The following is a 20961-nucleotide window of genomic DNA, read 5'->3' as shown; positions in this document are numbered from 1 at the left end:
TGGAACCACCTGATCCCATCCCGAACTCAGTAGTGAAACGATGCATCGCCGATGGTAGTGTGGGGTTTCCCCATGTGAGAGTAGGTCATCGTCAAGATTAAATTCCGAAACCCCAATTGCGAAAGCAATTGGGGTTTTGTCTTTGTGCGATAAAAAACTCGAGCCTAAATATCAAGTTGCGCAGGGCAGGCGCCACTGATCAGCCTTACAGAAAATTCACTCAGATTCGTCTACCGGTTCTTGTTATGGTGCAGCTCTTTTTGATGGACGCCAGTTATCCAACAGGGACTCGCGCCTATCGCTATTTCAACGAGAAGCTGTAGCAATGCCCGAAGCGATTCCGATCAAGGACCACGAGAAAGAAAACCGGTTGGTCAACAAGCGCCTGCTGGCCTGTGCAGTACTGGTGGTGGCCATCACCTGTGCGCTGGTCAGCCGCATGTACTTTCTGCAAGTGGTGGAGTTCGATTACCACTCCACCGTCTCGGAAAACAACCGAGTGCACGTTCTGCCCATTACCCCGACTCGCGGCCTGATCTACGACCGCAATGGCGTGCTCCTGGCGGACAACCGCCCCAGTTTCAACCTGACCCTCACCCGCGAGCGCACCACCGATCTCAAGGGCGAGCTCGATACCGTGGTCAACCTGCTGCACCTGCCCGCGGAAGACCGCACCCTGTTCGACAAGGAGCTCAAGCAAGCCCGCCATCCCTTCGTTCCCGTGACCCTGTTCTACGAACTCAGCGAAGAACAGATCGCCGTACTGGCGGTCAATGAATACCGTCTGCCGGGCCTGGACGTCGAAGCCCAGTTCATTCGCCACTACCCCCTGGGTGCGCACTTCGCCCACTCCATCGGTTACGTTGGGCGGATCAACGAGAAGGAAGCCAAGACCCTGGATTCCGTGGAATACCGCGGCACCCAATCCATTGGCAAGACCGGTATCGAGAAGTTCTACGAAGCCGAACTGCATGGCCATGTCGGGTATGAAGAGGTGGAAACCAATGCCCAGGGCCGGGTCATGCGGGTGCTCAAGCACACCGATCCCATCCCAGGGAAGAACATCGTCCTGAGCCTGGACGTGAAGCTCCAGCAAGCCGCCGAGCAGGCCTTGGGCGATCGCCGCGGCTCAGTGGTGGCCCTCGACCCCGCCACCGGTGAAGTGCTGGCCATGGTCAGCAATCCGAGCTTCGACCCCAACCTGTTCGTCACCGGCATCAGCTTCAAGGAATATGCGGCGCTGCATGATTCCATCGATCGGCCGCTGTTCAACCGAGTGCTGCGGGGCCTCTATGCTCCGGGCTCGACCATCAAGCCGGAAGTGGCGATTGCCGGTCTCGACACCGGCGTGGTCACCGCCTCGACTCGCGTCTTCGACCCCGGCTACTACCAGCTACCGGATTTCGATCACAAATACCGCAACTGGAACCACAGCGGCGACGGCTGGGTGGATATGGACGCGGCGATCATGCGTTCCAACGACACCTACTTCTACGACCTGGCGCACAAGCTCGGCATCGATCGTCTGCACGACTACATGGCCATGTTCGGCCTGGGCGAGAAAGTCTCCCTGGACATGTTCGAAGAATCCCCCGGCCTGATGCCGTCCCAGGCCTGGAAGCGCGCCACTCGCCGCCAGCCCTGGTTCCCCGGCGAAACCGTGATCCTCGGCATCGGCCAGGGCTATATGCAGGTCACTCCATTGCAATTGGCCCAGGCCACCGCGCTGATCGCCAACAAGGGCGTGTGGAATCGCCCGCACCTGGCCAAGAGCATCGACGGCGTGGCGCCGGTCGACCCGCACCCCATGCCCAACATCCTCCTCAAAGACCCGCGGGAATGGGAGCAGGTCAACCACGGCATGCAAATGGTGATGCACGACCCACGCGGTATTGCCCGCGCCGCCGCTGCCGGGGCCCAGTACCGCATCGCCGGCAAGAGTGGCACCGCCCAGGTGGTGGCGATCAAGCAGGGCGAGCGCTATGACCGCCTCAAGACCCGCGAGCGCAACCGTGACAACGCCCTGTTCGTCGGCTTCGCCCCGGCCGAGCATCCGCAGATCGTGATCTCGGTGATGATCGAGAACGGCGAAGCCGGTGGCCGGGTAGCCGGCCCTGTGGTACGGCAGATCATGGACGCCTGGCTGCTGGACCAAAACGGTCACCTCAAGCCGCAATACGCCAGCCCCAGCAAGACTCCAGGCGATCCCCACGTCTGAATCAGTTCCGGCAGCGGCTCATGAATGCTGAGCAACTGCCGGAGCGCCAAACTTGCTAGCCCCGTCCTGCAGCGGCGTATGCCCCTTGAGCTATTCCCCCGCAAGGCATTCCTGCAACCGTTCGAGGAACAGGCTTTCAGCGCGGCTCAGGCGCTGTTCACGGTTCCACAGCAAGTGGATATCGACATCGGCGATCCCCTCCTCGGGTGGCAGGCGCCACAGCAAGCCGCTCTGCACATCGGTGGCCACCACATGCTCCGGCAGGCAGCCGATGCCGAATCCGGCGATCACCAACCTGCGTACCTCCTCCAGGCTCGGTGAGGAGGCGACGATACGCCCGGCAAAGCCCTGCTGATCGCGAAAGATGGCCAGCGGCGAGAGCATGCCGCCAATCTGGTCACTGGTGAAACTGACGAAATTCTCCCGCTGCAAGTCGCTCTCGGCCACATCCTCGCGGCCGAATAGCGGGTGGTGCTTGCCGCAGAAAAACGCATAGCGCTGACGCAGGAACAGCCGCTGTTCCAAGCGCGGCTGTGGCCGCCGGTTCAGGCTCAGGCCCAGGGTGGCGGTCTTCTCCTGCAGGGCACTGACGATATCCGAACTGCGCATCACCTCTATCTCCAGGTCGACCCGGGGATGCTGGCGATGGAAATCGGCAAGGAAATCATCGAAACGCTGGTTGAAAATCCGGCTGATGATCAACAGCCGCACCTTGCCGATCACCTCATCGGCGGGTTGTTGCAGCAGGCTGCTGACCTGAGACACCTGCCCGTAGATTTCCCCGGCCAGGGCGAAGACCTGCTCGCCCACTTCCGTCAGGGCAAAACGCGGCCCACGGCGGGCGATCAGTTGCCGCCCCAGTTGCTCCTCCAGGCGTTTGAGGGCCTGGCTTACCGCCGGCTGGGTCAGGTGCAGGCGCGCGGCGGCGCGGCTGATGCTCAGCTCCTGACCGATCACTCGAAAGGTACGCAACAGGTTCCAGTCCAGGCGGTCATTGAGCAGGCGGCGGGCATCGTGTTCGGGCATGGCAGGGCTCTGGTTCAGGCGTCAGGGCAATAATAAGCCAGGATAATAATCGAGATAACCAATAGAAAATTGACTGATTATCTTGTGCAACGGATAAATCCCCCCAGACCGGTGCCAACAGAAGCACCGGCCCTGACCTTACTCCTGCCATAAAAACAACCGGCAGGCGCTGTGAAGCAGTCGCCACCCCAGCGACCTTCATCCAGCCTGCCAAGGAGCCTGATGCATGACGCCTTCGCCTTCGCCCCAGCCACGCCGAGCTGCGGCCGCCGCCTTTATCGGCACCATGATCGAGTGGTACGACTTCTACATCTACGCCACCGCTGCGGCGCTGGTGTTCGGTGCCTTGTTCTTCCCCTCCGACGACCCGCTGTTCAGTACCATGGCCGCCTTCGGCACCTTTGCCGTGGGCTTTTTCGCCCGGCCGCTGGGGGGCATTGTCTTCGGCCATATCGGCGACCGTATCGGGCGCAAGAAGTCCCTGGTCATCACCTTGCTGATGATGGGCGTGGTCACCGTGGCCATCGGCCTGCTGCCGACTTATGCTCAGATCGGCGCCACTGCGCCGGTGCTGCTGATCCTGCTGCGGATCTTCCAGGGCATCGCCGTGGGCGGCGAGTGGGGCGGGGCGGTGCTGATGGCGGGCGAACATGCCCCCAAGGGCCGACGCAACTTCTTCGCCTCGTTTGCCCAACTGGGCAGCCCGGCCGGATTGATCCTCTCGCTGCTGGCCTTCAGCGCCGTCACCCGTCTGCCGGAAGAGGCGCTGATGAGCTGGGGCTGGCGCCTGCCGTTCCTGGCCAGTGCATTGCTGCTGGTGGTGGGCCTGGCCATTCGCCTGGGGGTCGAGGAATCGCCGGAGTTCCTCGCCAGCCGCGAGCAGGCCGCCAGAACCGCGCGCCAGGAGCAGACGCCAGTGGTAGAGGTGCTGCGCAGTGCCTGGCGTCCGCTGTTGCTGTGCATCGGCGCCAACACCCTGGGCATTGCCGGGGTGTACTTCACCAACACCTTGATGATCGCCTACACCACCCAGCAGCTACAGATCCCCCGCTCGTTGATCCTGGAGTGCCTGTTCGTGGTGGCGATCATCCAGTTCTGCATCCAGCCACTGGCGGCCTGGAGCGCGGAAAAGATCGGTGCCACGCGCTTTCTCTGCCTGGTGTCGCTGCTGGCCATCGCCTCGCCCTATCCGATGTTTGTGCTGGTGAACTCCGGCCAGGCGCCGCTGATGATCCTCGGTATCGCCCTGGCGGTGGTGTGCATGGCGTCCTTCTACGCGGTGATCGCCGGTTATGTCAGCGGCATGTTCGAGACCCGGGTGCGCTACACGGCAATTTCCCTGGCCTATCAGGTCTGTGGCGCTCTGGCCGGTGGCCTGACCCCATTGATCGGCACCTGGCTGGCCCACAAATTCACCGGCCAGTGGTGGCCCATGGCGCTGTTCTACAGCCTGATCGCCAGCGTGTCCTTGCTTTGCGTGCTGGCCCTGTCCCGTCGGCATGCCCATTCCCAGCGCCTGGAAATGGCCTCCAATGCCTGACTTTCTGGAGTATCCCCCGATGTTGAAAAGCAATGGCCAACGCCTCTGGGCCAGCCTGATGGCCATGGCCGAAATCGGCGCCACCGCCCGAGGCGGCAGCTGCCGCCTGGCCTTGAGCGACGAGGACCAGGCGGGACGTGAACTGTTCGCCCACTGGTGCCGGGAAGCGGGCATGAGCCTGAGTGTCGACCCCATCGGCAACCTGTTCGCCCGGCGTGCCGGCAGCGATGCACAGGCCGCGCCGGTGATGATCGGCAGTCACCTCGACACCCAGCCCGAAGGCGGGCGTTTCGACGGTGTCTACGGTGTGCTGGCCGGCTTGGAAGTGGTGCGCACCCTCAACGACCTGGGTATCCAGACCCGCAAGCCGCTGGAAGTGGCGGTCTGGACCAACGAGGAGGGTGCCCGCTTTACCCCGGCGATGTTCGGCTCGGCGGTGTTCACCGGGGCCATGGCCCTGGATGCCGCCCTGGCGGTACGTGATGCCCAGGGCATCAGCGTCAACGAAGCGCTGCAGCGCACGGGCTACAACGGCGATCGGCCCCTGGGAGGGGCCGTGGATGCCTATTTCGAAGCCCATATCGAGCAGGGTCCGATCCTCGAAGACAACGCCACCAGCATCGGCGTGGTCAGTGGCGGCCAAGCCATTTGCTGGCTCGATGTGCAGGTCGAGGGCCAGGCTGCCCATGCCGGTACCACGCCCATGGCCTTGCGCAACGACGCCCTCTATGGCGCCGCGCAAATGATCCTGGCGGTAGAACAACTGGCGACGGACTTCGCCCTCCAGGGCCTGACCACGGTCGGCGAGTTGAGCATCGCCAAGTCCTCGCGCAACACCATTCCCGGGCTGCTGAATTTCACCGTCGATCTGCGCCATCACCAGGATCGGCAGATCGCCCAGATGGAGCAGCAGGTCGAACAGCGCCTGCAAGCCATCGCCGGCGAGCGTGGGCTCAAGGTCAGCATCAGCCGCCACTGGCTCAGCCCGGCCACGCCCTTCGATGCCGCTTGCGTGGCCGCAGTGCAGCAGGCGGTGGACGGCCTTGGCTATGCTCAGCAGTCGATCGTCAGCGGTGCCGGCCACGACGCCATCCTGCTGGCGCGCTACTGCCCGACGGCCATGCTGTTCATTCCCTGCGTCGGCGGTCTGAGCCACAACGAAGCCGAAGACGTATTGCCCGAGCACGTCGGCCAGGGCGCCGATGTCTTACTCAATGCCGTGCTGGCCCGTGCCGGCCGGGTTGCCTGAGGAGAAAACCATGCGCAGCTTTTTCCACCCCGAACAACTGCTTCACCATCCCCGCAGCTACTATTCCCGCGGCCAGATGCGCACGCCCCAGGAGGTTCCCGAGCGGGCCCGGCGCCTGGTGCAGGCGGTACACTCACTGGGCTTTGAACTGCTGCAGCCCGAAGACGCCGGCCTACAACCGCTGCGGGCGGTACACAGCTCGGCCTACCTGAGCTTTCTCGAAGAGGCCCACCCGCGCTGGAACGAAATCCCCGAGGACTGGGGCGACGAAGTCATGTCGAATATCTTTGTCCGTGAGTCCAACCCCATGCGCGGTATCCTCGCCCAGGCCGCACGTTACCTGGCCGATGGCAGCTGCCCGGTGGGCGAGCAGACCTGGCGTTCGGCCTACTGGTCGGCCCAGAGCGCCATCGCCGGCGCCCGCGCCCTGCTCGATGGCGAGCCCGCGGCCTATGCCCTGTGCCGGCCACCGGGGCACCACGCCCGGGCCGAAGCGGCGGGGGGCTTCTGCTACCTGAACAATGCGGCGATCGCTGCCCAGGTGCTGCGCGACAAGTTCAGCCGGGTGGCGATACTCGACACCGATATGCACCACGGCCAGGGCATCCAGGAAATCTTCTACGAGCGCAGCGACGTGTTCTATGTCTCGGTGCATGGCGACCCCACCAACTTCTACCCGGGGGTGGCAGGTTTTGCCGACGAGCGCGGCAGCGGCCGAGGGCTGGGCTACAACCTCAACCTGCCCATGGCTCACGGTTCCAGCGAAGGGGATTTCCTCGCCCGACTGGAGCAGGCACTGAGCGCGCTGCGGGATTTCGATGCCCAGGTGCTGGTGTTGTCCCTGGGCTTCGATATCTACGAGCTGGACCCGCAAAGCAAGGTGGCGGTCACCCGCGATGGCTTCGCTGCCCTGGGCCAGCGCATCCGCCAGCTGGGCCTGCCATGCCTGATTGTCCAGGAGGGCGGTTATCACCTGGAGAGCCTGGAAGACAACGCCCGGGCCTTCTTCGCCGACAGCGCCGCCTGGGTCTTGTAGCTGCGCATCAGGCTCAAGGCCCAACTCGCGGCACACTCCCAGGATGGCCCCCTGTAGGAGCCTGCTTGCCGGCGAAGGCGTCCTCAGATCGGGTCACCGGCCCAAGGTCCTTCGCGCTGGCCGGCCCGCTCCCACAGCAGGGCCACAGGGCACTTGCCATTTGCTTGACGTTAACGTCAAGATGCTCCGGCGCCAGTCACCCTGGCGCAGGTTTTGCTTCCAAGGGTAGGCATTGCCGGGCAGTCCGCCGAGTCGGACCAAGCCCCCTTTACTGCCCTCTGCACCCGGTGTAGACATTGACCACGGCTTGCGTCCTTCGAGCAATCCAAGGGAGTGGAGCACGAAGCAGCGGGCGGACCGATTCGGAGCGCTTGATGACTCTTATAAAAACAACAAAGGCCGAGCGGCTGCATGAAACCCGTCTGGCTCGGGAGCGGCTGCATCTGGAAGGGCAGATCCCCGACGGCGTGCTGCGTGCGGAAATCGACGCCTCATGGCGGCGCAGCCTCAGCCATGGCGTGCATTTCGGCAGCCCGCACCAACTGAGCCTGGAGTCTGCGGCCAGCCTCGATGTGCTGCTGGCCAGCAATCGCCTGCTGCTGGATGCGGCGACCCCGGCCATCGACTACCTGACCCAGCACCAGGGCCAGGACGGCCTGATCATCCTGGCCAATGCCGACGCCACCATCCTGGTCATCGAAGGCCGCGCCGATCGTCTCAAGGACAGTGGCGTGCAGGACATCAGCCTCGGCGCCTGCTGGAGCGAAGCCACCCGTGGCACCAACGCCCTGGGCACGGCCCTGGTGGAAGCCCGGCCGACCCTGATCGATTGCGGCGAACACTACCTGGACCGCCTCAGCCATTTTTCCTGCACCTCGGTGCCCATCCAGTGCCCCCAGGGCGAAATCCTCGGGGTCCTCGACTTGACCCGCGAAGGCCCCCTGGGCCGGCCCCAGGACAGCACCGCGTTGCTGGCCCTGGCGGTCAGCCAGATCGAGGCGCGGGTGTTCCATGCTTCCTATCCGGAGCAGATAGTCCTGGCCTTCCACAGCCGCCGGCAATACCTGGAGTCACCCTGGCAGGGGCTGCTGGCCCTGAGCCTGGACGGGCAGATCCTGGCCGTCAGCGGCCAGGCCTGCCAACTGCTCAACAGCCCGCGCAGCGCCCTGGTGGGGCGGCGCTGTGAAGAGCTGCTTGGCGTCGATGGCCTGCAACTGCTGGCCCGGCTGCACGGCGGTGCCCTGGGCAGCCTGCAAACCGCCAAGGGCGAGCTGTTCTACAAGGCGCTGCGGGCGCCGCAACCCTCGCTGAACCTGCACCGCGCGCCCCGCAACGCGCCCAAGGCCGCCGCCATGCCCCAGGACCTGGAAGCCCTGGCCGGCGGCAATGAGCGCTACGCCCGCAGCCTGCGCATGGCCCGCCAGGGCCTGGCCAATGGCTTGCCGGTGGTGCTGCTGGGCGAAACCGGCACCGGCAAGGAAGTGCTGGCCCGGGCCCTGCACCGTAGCGGCAGCCGCGCCGGGAAGGCCTTTGTCGCGGTCAACTGCGCGGCGATTCCCGAAGGCCTGATCGAGTCGGAGCTGTTCGGCTATCGCGAAGGCGCCTTCACCGGCTCCCGTCGCGGCGGCATGGTCGGCCGCCTGCAGCAGGCCCATGGCGGTACCCTGTTCCTCGATGAAATCGGCGACATGCCCCTGGCCTTGCAGGCGCGCCTGTTGCGCGTGCTGCAGGATCGCAAGGTCGCGCCCCTGGGCGCCGGCGAGGAACAGGAGATCGATATCGCGCTGATCTGCGCAACCCACCGCGACCTCAAGCAGCAGGTGCAGGACCAACTGTTTCGCGAAGACCTGTTCTACCGGGTCAACGGCATCAGCGTGCTGCTGCCGGCCCTGCGCGAACGTGAAGACCTGTCCGCCCTGGTGCACAGCCTGCTGCACAAGCTCGGTGGCAGCGCCATCAGCCCCAGCCAGGAACTGCAGCAGCTGCTGGCCGACTACCACTGGCCGGGCAATATCCGCCAGCTGGAAATGGTCTTGCGTACCGCCCTGGCCCTGCGCGAAGAGGGTGACCGCCACATCGGCCTGGAGCACCTGCCCGACAGCCTGCTCGATGACCTCAATGCCAGCCGGCAAGCGCCCAGCACGAGCATCCGCGAGAACCAGCTGGAACTGATCCGCAGTGCCCTGGACCAGCACCAGGGCAATGTCTCGGCGGCGGCGCAGGCCCTGGGCATCAGCCGCGCCACCCTGTACCGCAAGCTCAAGCAGTTGCGCTGCTGATGTTGCGCCTGCTCACCCGGCTGGTGCACAGCCGCGACCCCCAGGCGCTGTCCTCAGCCCTGAGCTGGCTCTACGCCTTTGTCCGGCCGCAGCGGCTGGCCATTGCCGGCCTGCTCGGGCTCTCGGTGTGCGCGTCACTGCTGGTGCTGGTGCAACCCTGGCTGACCAAGCTGCTGATCGACGACGGCCTGCTGGCCCGGGATTTCCCCAAGCTGGTGCTGATCGCCGGGCTGATGATCCTCGCCGGGTTGCTGGGCACCTTGCTCTCCGGGGTCAATCGCTACCTGCATACCCGGCTTTCGGGGCGCATCCTGTTTGCCCTGCGCGACGATCTCTATGGCCATCTGCAGCGCCTGTCACCGAGCTTCTATGGCCAGCGACGGATCGGCGACCTGATGTCGCGCCTGGATGGCGACGTGGCCGAGATCCAGCGCTTTGCCGTGGATTCGCTGTTCTCCGCGGTGTCCAGCGTGATCGGCCTGCTGGTGGCCCTGGCCATGCTGGTGAGCCTGTCCTGGCAACTGTCGCTGCTGGCCCTGGTGCTGATCCCGCTGGATCTGCTCTGGCTGCGCTGGATGCGGCGCAAGGTCGAGCGCGAGGTGCGCCAGTTGCGCGAACGCTCGGCGGACCTGTCCTCGTTCATGGTGGAAACCCTGCCGGTGATGAAGTTCATCCAGAGCGCCGGTCAGCAGCAACGTGAAGCCCGGCGTCTACAGCAGCTGGGCCAGGGCTACCTGAGCCAGTTGCTCAAGCTGCAGCTCAGCGAGTTTTTCACCCAGGCGCTGCCCGGCACCCTGACCTCGCTGTCCCGCGCCTGTGCCTTCCTGATCGGCGGCTACTGGGTGGTGCAAGGCACCTGGCAGCTGGGCGCGCTGATTGCCTTTTCCACCTACCTGGGCATGGCGGTGGGGCCGGTGCAGAGCCTGCTGGGGCTGTATGTGGCGATCCAGCGGATGAGCGTGAGCCTGGGCCGGGTCATGGAGTTGCGCGGTGTCGAGCCGGATATCCGCACTCCGCCAAACCCCTTGCCGGTGCCGGAGTGCGGCGACCTGCAGTTCAACGCCGTGCACTTTGGCCACCCGGGGCGCGGCCCGATCCTCAACGGCATCCAGGCGCGTATTGCCCATGGCTGCAAGGTGGCCCTGTGCGGCGCCTCGGGGGTTGGTAAAAGCACCCTGATCGACCTGTTGCAACGCCATCACGACCCGCAGTCCGGGCAGGTGTTGCTGGGGGGCATCGACCTGCGCCAGCTGGACCTGGCGCAGTTGCGCCGGCGGGTGGCGGTGGTCAGCCAGGACATCGTGCTGTTTCGCGGCAGCCTGGCCGACAACCTGGCCTACAGCGTGCCCGATGCCAGCCGCGAGGCAGTGCTGGAAGTGGCGCGGCTGGCGCAGTTGCAGAGCCTGATCGACTCCCTGCCCGAGGGCCTGGACAGCCCCCTGGGAGAGCGCGGCCAACAGCTTTCCGGCGGGCAGAAACAGCGCATCGCCATCGCCCGCGCCTTGCTCCAGGACCCGCTGGTCCTGGTGCTCGACGAAGCCACTTCGGCGGTGGACGAGGCCACCGAGCGCGAGGTGATCGAGGCCATCGACCGCTTGTTTGCCGGGCGCACGCGCATCCTCATCAGCCACCGGCCTTCGACCCTGGCCGACGCCGAGTTGCGTTTCGAACTGCGCGACGGCCTGTTGCACCCCATGGCGGTAGTCCATGAAGCCTGAACTGCGCATCGGCGTGATCGACAGCGGCCATGCCGCCCAGCAACGCCTGGCAGCCGGCCGGCGCTTTTTCCTGCACGCTGAAGGCGTGGGCGAGGGCCCGTTACAAGACGATGAGCTTGGCCATGGCAGCGCGGTGATCGAGGCCATCGCCCAGCGCGCACCGCAAGCGCAGCTGTATCTGGCCCAGGTTTTCGATCAGCGCGGGGTCACCAGCGCGGCCCAGGTCAGCGCGGCCTTGTACTGGCTGCTGGAGCAGGACGTGCGCCTGATCAACCTGAGCCTGGGCCTGCGCCACGACCGCCAGGCGCTCAAGCACGCCTGCGCCGCCGCGCAAGCCCGGGGCGTGCTGCTGTGCGCCTCCAGCCCGGCCCAGGGCGAGCCGGTGTTTCCGGCGAGCTATCCCGGGGTGCTGCGGGTCACCGGCGATGCCCGTTGCAGCCCCCGGCAGTGGTCGTGGCTGGGCACCGCGCAAGCGGACTTCGCCGCCTGCGTACGCAGCAGCGACCCGAGACAATCCGGTGCCAGCCTGGGCTGCGCCGCCTTGAGCGGGCATATCGCCGCCTACCTGCAGAACCACCCCACGGCTGACCACGTGCAGGTTCGCCAGTGGTTGCAGGAGCAGGCGGCTTATCACGGACCCGAACGCAGAGAAATGCCATGCAATCGATCCTGATCCTCGGCGCGGGCCCTGCGGGGGCGGCCGTGGCCCTGGGGCTGCGGCGCCTCGGTTATCCGGTGACCCTGATCAGCGACTGGCGGCGTTTCCCGGCCCTGGAAGGGGTTTCCCAACGGGTGCTGCAAGCCTTGCACGATGCCGGCCTGGCCGCGGCGCTGACCCAGGCCCTGCAACCTTCCCAGCGGCGCGTGGGGTGGAACGGCCACGAGCATGCGCAGAACATCGAGTACCTGGTGGATCGCCCGACCTTCGATCAGGGGCTGCGGCTGGCCTTGTGCGATGCCGGCGTGCGGCTGATCGAAGGCCGGGTGCTGGCGCTGCAATCCACGGCTCACGGGCACAGCGTCCAAGTGGCCGGCCACCCGCCGTTGCACGCTGAGTTCCTGGTGGAGGCCCGCGGGCGCCAGGCTCCGGCCCTGGATAAAAGCCTGCGCGAAGAGGCCGGCAGCGGCCAGCGCGGGCCGGAAACCCTGAGCCTGCTCAATCGCTGGCAGGGCGCCACTGGCCAGGCCGCCAGCGCGGTGCACAGCCTGGAGGATGGCTGGGCCTGGATGGCCCGGCGTGCCGATGGCCAGTGCTACTGGCAACTCACCCTGGATGTGGCCAGCGCCCAACTGCCGGGCAAGGCGCAGTTACTGGAATACTGCCGTCAGCGTCGCCTGGCTTCGGCCCAGGCCCGGGACTTTTTTGGCGCAGCCCCGGAGCAGGCGTTGCAACTGCATGCACGCAGCAGCACGGCGATCCTCAGTCCCCAGGTGTGTGGCGGCAACTGGCTGCGGGTCGGCGACGCCGCCATGGCGGTGGACCCGCTGTCCGGCAACGGCATCTTCCAGTCACTGTCCTCGGCCCTGCAGGCCCCGGCGGTGATCAATACCTTGCTCCAGTGTCCGCAGCACACCGCTCTGGCCCAGCAGTTTCATCGGCAGCGGGTGCAGCAGCTGTTCCTGCGTTTCGCTCGCATCGGTCGAGATTTCTACGCCGACGAACAGCGCTGGCCCGAACAACCGTTCTGGCAGGCGCGACGGCACTGGCCCGACGCGCAGCCGGCCCATCAGACGGCGGATTTTTCGGCCCTGCGCATCGAGCGTGCGCCAGTGCTGCGTGATGGCCTGGTGGATGAAGCCGAAGTAGTGATCACCCCCGACCAGCCCCTGGGCATTTGGCATGTGCAAGGGGTGGAGCTGGCGCCTCTGTTGCGACGCCTGCAGCAGCAAGGGCCCGAGCAGGCCCTGGCCGACCTCAATCCACAGCAGGACCGGGCCGTGCGCGGCTGGTTGCTGGGGCAGGGCTACCGCCCCTGACCCCTGGCTTCATGTGGGAGCGAGCTTGCTCGCGATCCGCACAGCGGCCATCCACCCCGTTCGATAAAGGCGGCAGATGGCCGGTTACCGTCCAGCTATTGAGGCACGCCGTGGGTGTACACCCGCACCCCACCTTTCCAGGTTTCGCAGACCTTGATATCCCTTATGCTGGTGGCCGGCACCTGCTCATCCAGCGGGTCCTGCTCAAGGATCACGAAGTCGGCGAAGTTCTGCTCCGCCAGCGAGCCGGTCCAGGCTTCGGCATGGCACTGCCAGGCGGCGTCGTAGGTGATGGCTTTCAGGGCCTGTTTGCGGGTCAGGCACTCGCCCTGGTTGAGCACCGGTTGATCCTGCGGGTTGGTGACAAACGCAGACGGCTTATTGCCCTCTTTACGGATGCCTTCCATCTTGCGGGTCACCGCCTGCTCCATCGAACGCAGCGGCCCCAGCGGGGTCACGGTGCAGTCGCTGTGCAGGGAAATCCGCAGGTCGTGCTTGAGGGCCGACTGGCACAGGTCGAGCATGGTGTCGGCACGTTGCTCGAAAATCGCCTGCTGGAAGGCGTAGCCCCAGTAGCCGACATGACCGATCAGGAAGCTCGGCGACAGGCCCAGCTGGTTCATGCTCTTGAGACGGTCGTCGCTGAGTAGCGAGCAGTGCTCGATACGGTGGCGTTTTTCCAGGCCGGTCCCCCCTTTGAAGGCGTCTTTATAGGCTTGCAGGGTGAAGTCGATGGCCCGGTCGCCATTGGCGTGAATCATCAGCGGCCAGCCAGTGGCGACGGCGCTGCTGACCAGGCTCTGGTAGGCGACGGGAGTGCTCTCGGGGTTTATCTGGCCTGCATCGCACACATTGAAGTTGCCCCGGGGGCGGTCGGTCGCGCAGCAGTAGTCCGTGGCCTGGTAGCCGGTCAGGCCCTGGTTGGAACCGTCCGACACCAGCTTCACCGAGCCCTGGTACATGCGCTTGGCCTGTTCCCGAGTGGCCGGGCGGTAGGCGGGCAACTGCTTGATGCTTTCTGGGGTGCCGGTGCAGGAAGCGGCGTAGCCAATGCGCAGGGTGCGTGGGTGGCCGAGGAAATAGGCGTCCAGCACCAGCTTGGAAATGGGCTCCATCATCGCGTCGTAGAGCAGGGTGATGCCGCGGCGAGCGGCGGTGTCGAAGTAGTCTTTCAGGCGTTTGAAGACATTCAGCATTTCCAGCTGTTGCTTCAAGGGAATGGACTTGATCGCGAGCAACATATCGCGTTCCTGCAGCACACCGTTGGTGATTTCGACTCCGGTCTTGTCCCGCACCGCGTTGCAGGCCGGAGTATTCAGGTAGGCGGTGTGCATCGAGGCACTGATCAGCAGTATCGGGCGGTCCGGGTCGATGCTGTCCAGGTTGCCGATGGGGTTGTCGAAACCGCAGCCCAGGGTGATCAGCTGGTTCAGACCGCCTTTGTCCAACTCGAAGGGCATCAGTGCCGGGTCGACCATATGCCCGAGGAACCAGCTGGAGGTATCCGTGGCGAATTTTTTTTGGATGATCTTGCGGATCCTATCGTTCAACCAGTCCCAATCGTAGTTGGGACGAAAACGCTGAATCTTCCTGTCGAATTCGTCTGTATCAATAGTTGTGTGATCGCCGTCATCGTCATCCGGCGTCCACAGCGCCCCCAGGTTCTCCCAGCCGGCCATGGCGCAGCTTTGCACTATATGGGCGTGGGGTTCGACCAGGCCGGGCAGCAGGGTCTTGCCGGCCAGGGACTGGGTGCGATAGGCGATGCCCAGCTGGCGCATGCGCTGCTCGACCTCGGCCAGGCTGCCGACGGCGACCACATCACCGGCATGGATGCCCAGGGCCTCGACCCGGTCGTCCATATCGCCGCCGCGCAGGGGGTAGATGGAGCCATTGGTGAAGACGATGGATTCGCCGTTCGGCTCCTGCAGCGGGCCATGGGCGTGCTGGGGCAGGCCGGCCATATGGCGGGCCGGGTCCAGGCCGTGCTTCAGCGCGTCCCAGATGGGGTTGTGGCATCCGCACTGGATGTAGTCGTGATCATTTCCATTCGATCCCATGATGCGTTCCTCAGATTTTCGGTGGTTTATGAGGGATTGCAGGTGAATGGGCCGGCGCGTGGCGCGCGGGTCCGCGCTGAGCGTAGCAGCGCTTTGCGCGCTGGCTGCGGGCTGCGGGAAAAAATCCTTGAGCCCAAAGGGAAGGGGGACGACGCCGGCCGGGCCTGCCAGGACAGACCGGCGCCACCGTGCTTCAGAGCTTGATCAGCACCGATTTCAGCTCGGTGTAATGCTCGATGGCCGCATGGCCCATTTCCCGGCCGACCCCGGACATCTTGTAGCCGCCGAAGGGCAGCGCCGGGTCGAGGGCGCTGTGGCAGTTGACCCATACCGAGCCGGATTTGATCCGCGGAATCATCCGGTGCACCGCTGCCAGGTCGTTGGACCAGATGCTCGCCCCCAGCCCGTAGGGGCTGTCGTTGGCCAGGCGCAGGGCATCGGCCTCGTCGTCGAAGGGAATGGCCACCAGCACCGGGCCGAAGATCTCCTCCTGCACCAGCGGGTGCTGCTGGCCGACATCGGCGATCACCGTCGGCTTGACGAAATACCCCGGGCCAAACGCTTCGCCACCGCAGGCGATGCTGGCGCCGCTGCTGCGGCCCAGTTCGATATAGCGCGCCACCCGCTCCTGCTGGCGCGCGGAAATCAGCGGGCCCATCTCCACGCTGGGGTCCAGGCCGTTGCCCAGTTTCATGGCGTTGGCGATATCGGCGATATCGGCCACTACCCGGTCGAAATGCTTGCGCTGTACATACAGCCGCGAGCCGGCGCAGCACACCTGGCCCTGGTTGAAGAAAATGGCGCTGGCGGCACCGGCCGCGGCGCTGGCCAGGTCGGCGTCGGCCATGACGATGGTGGGTGATTTGCCGCCCAGTTCCAGGGTCACTCGGGTCATGGAATCCATGGCGATCTTGCCGATCTGCTGGCCCACGGCGGTGGAGCCGGTGAAGGTCAGCTTGTCCACCAGGGGGTTGCGGGTCAGGGCAGCGCCGGCGATGCTGCCTGTGCCGGTGACCACGTTGAACACGCCGTCGGGGTAGCCGGCTTCTTGCACCAGTTCCGCCAGTTTCAGCGCGCTGAGCGGGGTTTCATCGGCCGGTTTGAGCACCACCGTGCAACCGGTGGCGAGGGCCGGGCCGAGCTTCCAGCAGGCCAGCAGCAAGGGGAAGTTCCAGGCCACTATGGCGCCGACCACGCCCACCGCCTCACGGCGAATAAAACTGTGGAACTGTGCGTCGGGCATCAAGGGCATCGACACCTCGACGCTGCTGCCTTCGATCTTGGTGGCCCAGCCGGCCATGTAGCGCAAAAAATCGATGGATAATTGCACGTCCATGGCCTGGGCCACGGCGGCGCTCTTGCCGTTATTCAGGCATTCCAGCTGGGCCAGCATCTGGGCGTCGCGCTGCATCAGCTCGGCGAGCTTCCACAGCAGGTTCTGCCGTTCCCGAGGGCGAGTGCGGCTCCAGGGCGAGTCGTCGAAGGCCCGGCGTGCGGCCAGCACCGCGCGCTCGACATCCTCCACCGTGGCCCGGGGCACCTGGCACAGCTGTTCGCCGCTGGCCGGGTTGTGCAGGGGCATGGTCTGGCCGTCGCAGGCCTCGACCCAATCGGCGCCGATCAACATGCGCGGGGCGCGCTGGATAAAAGCCGTGGTAGCGGCGAGCAAAGGAGCGTTAGCCATGGCGAAGCCTCTTGTTGTAGGTGAGGCCGGGGCTTTCGCAATGGCTATGCCAGGTTCACCTGCTGGCCGCAGGCGCGGTGTTCCGGGGGCTGGCGCGGTTTATCGGTGCCACGCTGGGGAGGGGTTTTCGCAAATTGCGACAGGCCGTGAGAATCCGCAGACGCCCCGGCCCGACGCGGTGGGCTAGATATGCAACGAAGCCAGGGCTCCCAGCAGCACGCTGGCGCCGGCTGCGCCATAGGCCAGCTTCTTCAGCCATTGCTTGCGGGTCAGCAGAGTGATGGCCGCCATGGAGATGGCGATCTGGATCGCCATCATCGCCTGGGCCCAGCGGTGGTGCTGGTGCAGCATGGCCTCCGACTGTTCATCCCAGTCCCGGGCCTCGGCTTCAAGGGCCTCGGCCTTGAGGCGTACCGCTTCCTTCTCCTTCTGGTAGCGCTGGGCCTCGATGCTGTAGTGCCCGCCATCGACCCCGGGAATATGGCTCGCCAGTTCCGCCAGGTTCTGCCGGCTGGACTTGGCCTGGTAGTAGTTCCACTGGTTGGCGGCCTCGGTCTTCTTGATTGCGGCGTTGTTCTTGGCCATGGCCGCCTGGCTTTCGGTGGAGCCGGCCTGATAGCTCATCAGGGCGCCGAGGGTGGCCATGATCGCGGTCATCACCGCAATCTTGCTGGCGAAGTTGTCAGGGCGGGCATGGGCGTGTTCGGCCACGTGCTCCAGGTGCTTTTCGTGAGGGCTGGGCACATCGAAGTCTTCGGTCATGGCGATCGATCTGGCGGGAGAGGGTAGAGATTGCAAAGTGTATCCGTGGCTTTTTGCAGCAGCTGGACTGCCGTGATTTCGTTCAGCGGCGCGACAGCCTGGGCGGATACCCAGGCAAAAAAAGGCCCGCAACGTGGCGGGCCAAATGGGATTCATTCAAGAGTGGCTCTCAATCTAAGGACGGTGCGGTGAAAAACCTGTGAAAAAAAGGTGTAGATCAGGAAAAAGCTCAAGATATTTTTTCCCTTTTCGCACTTGGTTTTCGGATCTGTCCGATAGGACTGCCATGATGGCCCACGTATATTTCGTCCTGCTCGCCCAGCCAAAGGGGGTACTTCGGCATAGGTGTCATTGCCGAGGTGATGGGCGAGCACTTTTTCCCTTCTGTTTTTTCTCTCTGCCTGGCCTTGCCAGGTTTCTTGCGACAAACCCACCCAGGTTCCTTTCAGCGTTGCCCATCCGTGCAGGTATGCGGCCGTCGACGACTCAGCGCACGTCGAGGCGCCGATGAATTTCGGCCCACAGCTGCGGGTCGTTGAAGTCCTCGATCACCCGATGGGCCCCGGCATCCAGCAAGGTCTGCGGCGGCTGGCTGGTGCTCAGGCCGAAGGTGCAGATCCCGGCCCCGACTGCGGCGGTCAGCCCAGGCACCGAGTCTTCGAAGGCCAGGGCCTCGTCGGCCCGGGCGCCCAGGCATTCCAGGCCGCTGAGGTAGGGCAGGGGGTCGGGTTTGGCCCGCGGCAACTCCTCGGCCACCAGCACGCAGGCAAAGCGCTGGCTCAGCCCCAGCACCCTGAGCATGTGCTCGGCATTGGCCCGCGGCGCATTGGTGACCACGCACACGGCAATGCCGTGCTCCTGGGCAAAGTCCAGCAGGCGCAGCAGGCCGGGCATGGGTTGCAGTTGCGGGGAGAGTTGGCGAAAGCGCTGTTCCTTGCGCTCGGCGAAGGCTTCGTGGTGGACGAGGCTGCGCTCGGGAAACAGGTAGCGGCACATGTTGGCATTGGCCTGGCCGCTGACATGGGTGGTGAATTCTGCCTCGCTGAACACCCGGCCTTCCTCTTCCTGCAGCAGCTGTTGCAGGGCCAGCAAGTGCAGGGCGTCGGTGTCGGTCAGGGTGCCATCGAGGTCGAAAAGCAGAGCGTTGAGCATGGGACAGTTCCTGTCGGGCCCATCCGGGCCGCTTGGCTGAATCGATCAAGCCCGCATCCTAGCAGGCTTGATCCCATGCGTGAGCGCTGTGCAGCAGGGCTCAGCCCTGGGCGTTGCCGTCTTCGCCCTGGTCTTCGTCAGGCTGCGGGCAGTGATCCTGCGGGTTGGTCGGCCACAGCACCTTGTCCTGGCCATCGCGCACCTGCTCGGCACCACATTCCACCTGGCTGACCTGGAAGCTCGGGGTGCCGTCCAGGCGGTACAGCGCCTTGAGGCTGCGGGTCTGGTCATCGCCCAGGCCTTCCAGGGCATAACCGAAGATGGCGTGGCGCGCTTCGTCCACCACCAGTTCCTGCCACTTGCCGGCAATCAGGCGCTTGCCCTGCATGTCCAGCAGCGCCACGGTGGCCAGCGGCGAGGTGTCCTCGGTGGCCAGCAGGTAGCGGCCGCTGGCGTCCTGGCGAATATCCACGTACTGGCTCGGTTCCAGCAGCACCTTGCCGCTGGCGTCCATCAGGCCCACGGTGTGCATCTGGGTGGCCTGGCCGAACAGGGTGGCCTGCTTGGTCGGGCTGTTGGCGGTGCTGAAGACGAACAGGTCGGCATTGATCGCGCCGATCTGGGTGTAGGTCGGCTTGAACAGCTCGACCCCCTTGTCCACATCGAAGATGCCGAAGGTGGCGCTGAACACATTCTGCAGCACCGCCACCTGGTTCAGCCCCGGCACCTGCTTGAACATGCCGAACGGGCTGAAGCCGGCCGGCTGCACCGAGTCATAAGTCGGTTGCACCTTCCACTGGCCCTGACGGTCGATCATCCCGGCCTTGCCGGAGCTGTCGTCAGGGTTCTTGGCGGTGACCAGCGCGCCTTGCTTGCCGAACACTTCGCAGGTGGCGAACTGCGCTTGGATCACGGTCTTGCCCTGGAAGTCCATGTAGCCGCAAGGGCTGTCGTACTTCTCGCGGAAGGCCACCAGGGCTTCACCCGGATCGCCGAGCCACTGGTAGGTGGCGGCGCTTACCAGCTGCGCCTTGGCATCGGCCAGGGCCTTGCCCTGCTCGGTGCTGACCACCAGGTGGTCGTTGGCGAAGGTGTCGATGCTGTCGAACTGCACCTGCTTCTGCTCGCCGGTCTTGAGGTTCACCGCCCATTTGTCGTCGCCACGTTCGGCGGTCATCCACCAGCCGCGCTTGGCGAAATCGTCGCGTACCACGCTGCTGTCATACAGCGCTTCGGTGAGCACCTGGCCGCTGGCGCTGAGGATGCCGCGCTTGCCGCCGATCTCGTAGACGATGAAGTCATCGTTGCCGCCCACATACAGGTCGTCGAAGCGCGCCGGCTGAACCTGCTTGCCGCTCTGGTCGATGATGCCCAGCTTGCCGTCCTTGCCGAAGCCGAAATAGCCGGGGGTCAAGAGGCGCAGGTCATCGGTGAAATTGGTCTGGATAAGGGTCTTGCCATCGGCGCTGGCCAGGTTCCAGGTACCGTCCTTGGCGAACAGGAAGCTCTTGTCCTGAGGCAGGGTGACCACGGCGTCGTAGTCGTTGTCGGCAGCCACCAGCACGGCGCCATTCTGGTCCAGCACGGCGCATTCGCCGTTGGCGCAGATCGGCATCACCATGGCCGCTGGAGCAGGGACGGGCGCTACAGCCGCGGTCTTGGGGCTGGATTCTTCCTTGCACCCAGCCAGGGTCAGAGCAGACAACGAGAGGATCAGCGAGCCGAGACGGGCACTGGCGCTTCTATCCATGAACTTCGAATTCCTTGTAGTGGGAGTGAGGCATCGCGCCCCGGGCAGCGGGGCGGAAAGCCGGGTGATTTTCCTGTGACGCCGGATAAATGCAAGGTCCAATTGCAAAAACAGCAGCGGTAAGTGGCAAGTGGCAAGTGGCAAGCGGCAAGCGACAAGCTGCAAGCACAAAGCACAAAGCACAAAGCACAAAGCACAAAGCACAAAGCAGTCAGTGGCGATTGGTAATCCACCCACTGCCAGCCGCTGCGGTTGCCTCGCTCTTTGCTCTTCAGCTTTGCGCTTGCAGCTTGCCACTTGCCGCTGCTTCTGCTGTCTCACCCTGAGACCGCTGTCGCGAAATTGAACGTCGGGTAACACCCCCAGGCGAGGTAGCGCTTGGCGAGTCGCTCTAAGTCATTGATCGGGCGCTGCTTTGCAAGCTGGCACGCTCCGTGTATTGCATCCCTTCAGACGTTTCTCCTGCCTCCATGGCCGGTACCGCCGGGCATGGCAGAAACCCTAAGAACG

14 protein-coding genes and 1 rRNA gene are annotated in these 20961 nt (G+C 64.8%); 9 read left to right on the top strand and 6 right to left on the bottom strand.

All coding sequences use genetic code 11. The annotated features are described in order from the left end of the window. Both rrf and mrdA read left to right on the top strand, forming a co-directional pair. Positions 1-97 (top strand): 5S ribosomal RNA (gene rrf / locus J4P02_RS18620); the annotation flags it as partial. Between the two features lie 228 nt (positions 98-325). Beyond that, a complete protein-coding gene (mrdA, locus tag J4P02_RS18615; RefSeq protein ID WP_426192875.1) occupies positions 326-2218 on the top strand; it encodes a penicillin-binding protein 2 in 1893 nt (630 codons plus the stop codon). Positions 2219-2308: 90 nt separating this feature from the next. On the opposite strand, the gene J4P02_RS18610 is transcribed toward mrdA, so the two are convergent. Beyond that, positions 2309-3244: a LysR family transcriptional regulator gene (locus J4P02_RS18610; protein ID WP_426192873.1), complete on the bottom strand. Its 936-nt coding sequence runs from the start codon at positions 3242-3244 to the stop codon at positions 2309-2311. A gap of 226 nt (positions 3245-3470) precedes the next feature. Between J4P02_RS18610 and J4P02_RS18605 the strand changes: the two genes are divergently transcribed. The 7 genes from J4P02_RS18605 to qhpG all read left to right on the top strand — a co-directional run bounded on the left by J4P02_RS18605 (position 3471) and on the right by qhpG (position 13043). Further along, positions 3471-4784 carry an MFS transporter gene (locus J4P02_RS18605; RefSeq protein ID WP_426192871.1) on the top strand — a complete coding sequence of 438 codons (1314 nt, stop codon included), beginning with the start codon at positions 3471-3473 and terminating at the stop codon, positions 4782-4784. A gap of 19 nt (positions 4785-4803) precedes the next feature. Further along, entirely contained in the window at positions 4804-6033 is a 1230-nt protein-coding gene (locus tag J4P02_RS18600) for a Zn-dependent hydrolase (protein ID WP_426192869.1), read from the top strand. A 10-nt stretch (positions 6034-6043) separates the two neighbouring features. Continuing rightward, positions 6044-7069, top strand: a complete 1026-nt coding sequence (locus J4P02_RS18595; RefSeq protein WP_426192867.1) for a histone deacetylase family protein — start codon at positions 6044-6046, stop codon at positions 7067-7069. A 374-nt stretch (positions 7070-7443) separates the two neighbouring features. Further along, positions 7444-9348 (top strand): sigma-54-dependent Fis family transcriptional regulator, encoded by a 1905-nt coding sequence (locus J4P02_RS18590; RefSeq protein ID WP_426192864.1) that lies wholly within the window; start codon positions 7444-7446, stop codon positions 9346-9348. Continuing rightward, the gene (locus tag J4P02_RS18585) at positions 9348-11066 is read left to right on the top strand and encodes an ABC transporter ATP-binding protein (RefSeq protein WP_426192862.1); all 1719 of its coding nucleotides are present in this window, start codon (positions 9348-9350) and stop codon (positions 11064-11066) included. Before J4P02_RS18590 ends, J4P02_RS18585 begins: the two co-directional genes overlap by 1 nt. Next, complete coding sequence (gene qhpE / locus J4P02_RS18580) at positions 11056-11739, top strand: subtilisin-like serine protease QhpE (protein WP_426192860.1); 684 nt, start codon at positions 11056-11058, stop codon at positions 11737-11739. Before J4P02_RS18585 ends, qhpE begins: the two co-directional genes overlap by 11 nt. Beyond that, entirely contained in the window at positions 11724-13043 is a 1320-nt protein-coding gene (qhpG, locus tag J4P02_RS18575) for a flavin-dependent monooxygenase QhpG (RefSeq protein ID WP_426192858.1), read from the top strand. The genes qhpE and qhpG overlap by 16 nt, the downstream gene beginning before the upstream one ends. 95 nt (positions 13044-13138) lie before the next feature. Here qhpG and J4P02_RS18570 read toward each other — a convergent pair whose 3' ends face one another. The 5 genes from J4P02_RS18570 to J4P02_RS18550 form a co-directional block, all read right to left on the bottom strand. After that, positions 13139-15103, bottom strand: coding sequence for an amidohydrolase (locus tag J4P02_RS18570; protein ID WP_426192856.1), 1965 nt, complete (start codon positions 15101-15103; stop codon positions 13139-13141). 193 nt (positions 15104-15296) lie between these two features. Next, positions 15297-16787, bottom strand: coding sequence for an aldehyde dehydrogenase family protein (locus tag J4P02_RS18565; protein ID WP_426192853.1), 1491 nt, complete (start codon positions 16785-16787; stop codon positions 15297-15299). Between the two features lie 183 nt (positions 16788-16970). Then, positions 16971-17549: a DUF4337 domain-containing protein gene (locus J4P02_RS18560; protein WP_426192851.1), complete on the bottom strand. Its 579-nt coding sequence runs from the start codon at positions 17547-17549 to the stop codon at positions 16971-16973. Between the two features lie 486 nt (positions 17550-18035). After that, the gene (locus J4P02_RS18555; RefSeq protein ID WP_426192848.1) at positions 18036-18701 is read right to left on the bottom strand and encodes an HAD family hydrolase; all 666 of its coding nucleotides are present in this window, start codon (positions 18699-18701) and stop codon (positions 18036-18038) included. A gap of 100 nt (positions 18702-18801) precedes the next feature. Continuing rightward, on the bottom strand, positions 18802-20451 hold the full coding sequence (locus J4P02_RS18550; RefSeq protein ID WP_426192846.1) for a WG repeat-containing protein: 1650 nt from the start codon (positions 20449-20451) through the stop codon (positions 18802-18804). Positions 20452-20961: the final 510 nt, after the last annotated feature.

It is taken from the genome of Pseudomonas sp. NFXW11 (assembly GCF_049887815.1).
Lineage (GTDB): Bacteria > Pseudomonadota > Gammaproteobacteria > Pseudomonadales > Pseudomonadaceae > Aquipseudomonas.
The sequence above is the reverse complement of the archived record's forward strand: the minus strand, read 5'-3'. Positions and strand labels throughout refer to the sequence as shown.

Coding starts and splice junctions, on each gene's coding strand:
- mrdA (WP_426192875.1), top strand. CDS start 326: ATGCCCGAAGCGATTCCGATCAAGGACCACGAGAAAGAAAACCGGTTG.
- J4P02_RS18610 (WP_426192873.1), bottom strand. CDS start 3,244: ATGCCCGAACACGATGCCCGCCGCCTGCTCAATGACCGCCTGGACTGG.
- J4P02_RS18605 (WP_426192871.1), top strand. CDS start 3,471: ATGACGCCTTCGCCTTCGCCCCAGCCACGCCGAGCTGCGGCCGCCGCC.
- J4P02_RS18600 (WP_426192869.1), top strand. CDS start 4,804: ATGTTGAAAAGCAATGGCCAACGCCTCTGGGCCAGCCTGATGGCCATG.
- J4P02_RS18595 (WP_426192867.1), top strand. CDS start 6,044: ATGCGCAGCTTTTTCCACCCCGAACAACTGCTTCACCATCCCCGCAGC.
- J4P02_RS18590 (WP_426192864.1), top strand. CDS start 7,444: ATGACTCTTATAAAAACAACAAAGGCCGAGCGGCTGCATGAAACCCGT.
- J4P02_RS18585 (WP_426192862.1), top strand. CDS start 9,348: ATGTTGCGCCTGCTCACCCGGCTGGTGCACAGCCGCGACCCCCAGGCG.
- qhpE (WP_426192860.1), top strand. CDS start 11,056: ATGAAGCCTGAACTGCGCATCGGCGTGATCGACAGCGGCCATGCCGCC.
- qhpG (WP_426192858.1), top strand. CDS start 11,724: ATGCAATCGATCCTGATCCTCGGCGCGGGCCCTGCGGGGGCGGCCGTG.
- J4P02_RS18570 (WP_426192856.1), bottom strand. CDS start 15,103: ATGGGATCGAATGGAAATGATCACGACTACATCCAGTGCGGATGCCAC.
- J4P02_RS18565 (WP_426192853.1), bottom strand. CDS start 16,787: ATGGCTAACGCTCCTTTGCTCGCCGCTACCACGGCTTTTATCCAGCGC.
- J4P02_RS18560 (WP_426192851.1), bottom strand. CDS start 17,549: ATGACCGAAGACTTCGATGTGCCCAGCCCTCACGAAAAGCACCTGGAG.
- J4P02_RS18555 (WP_426192848.1), bottom strand. CDS start 18,701: ATGCTCAACGCTCTGCTTTTCGACCTCGATGGCACCCTGACCGACACC.
- J4P02_RS18550 (WP_426192846.1), bottom strand. CDS start 20,451: ATGGATAGAAGCGCCAGTGCCCGTCTCGGCTCGCTGATCCTCTCGTTG.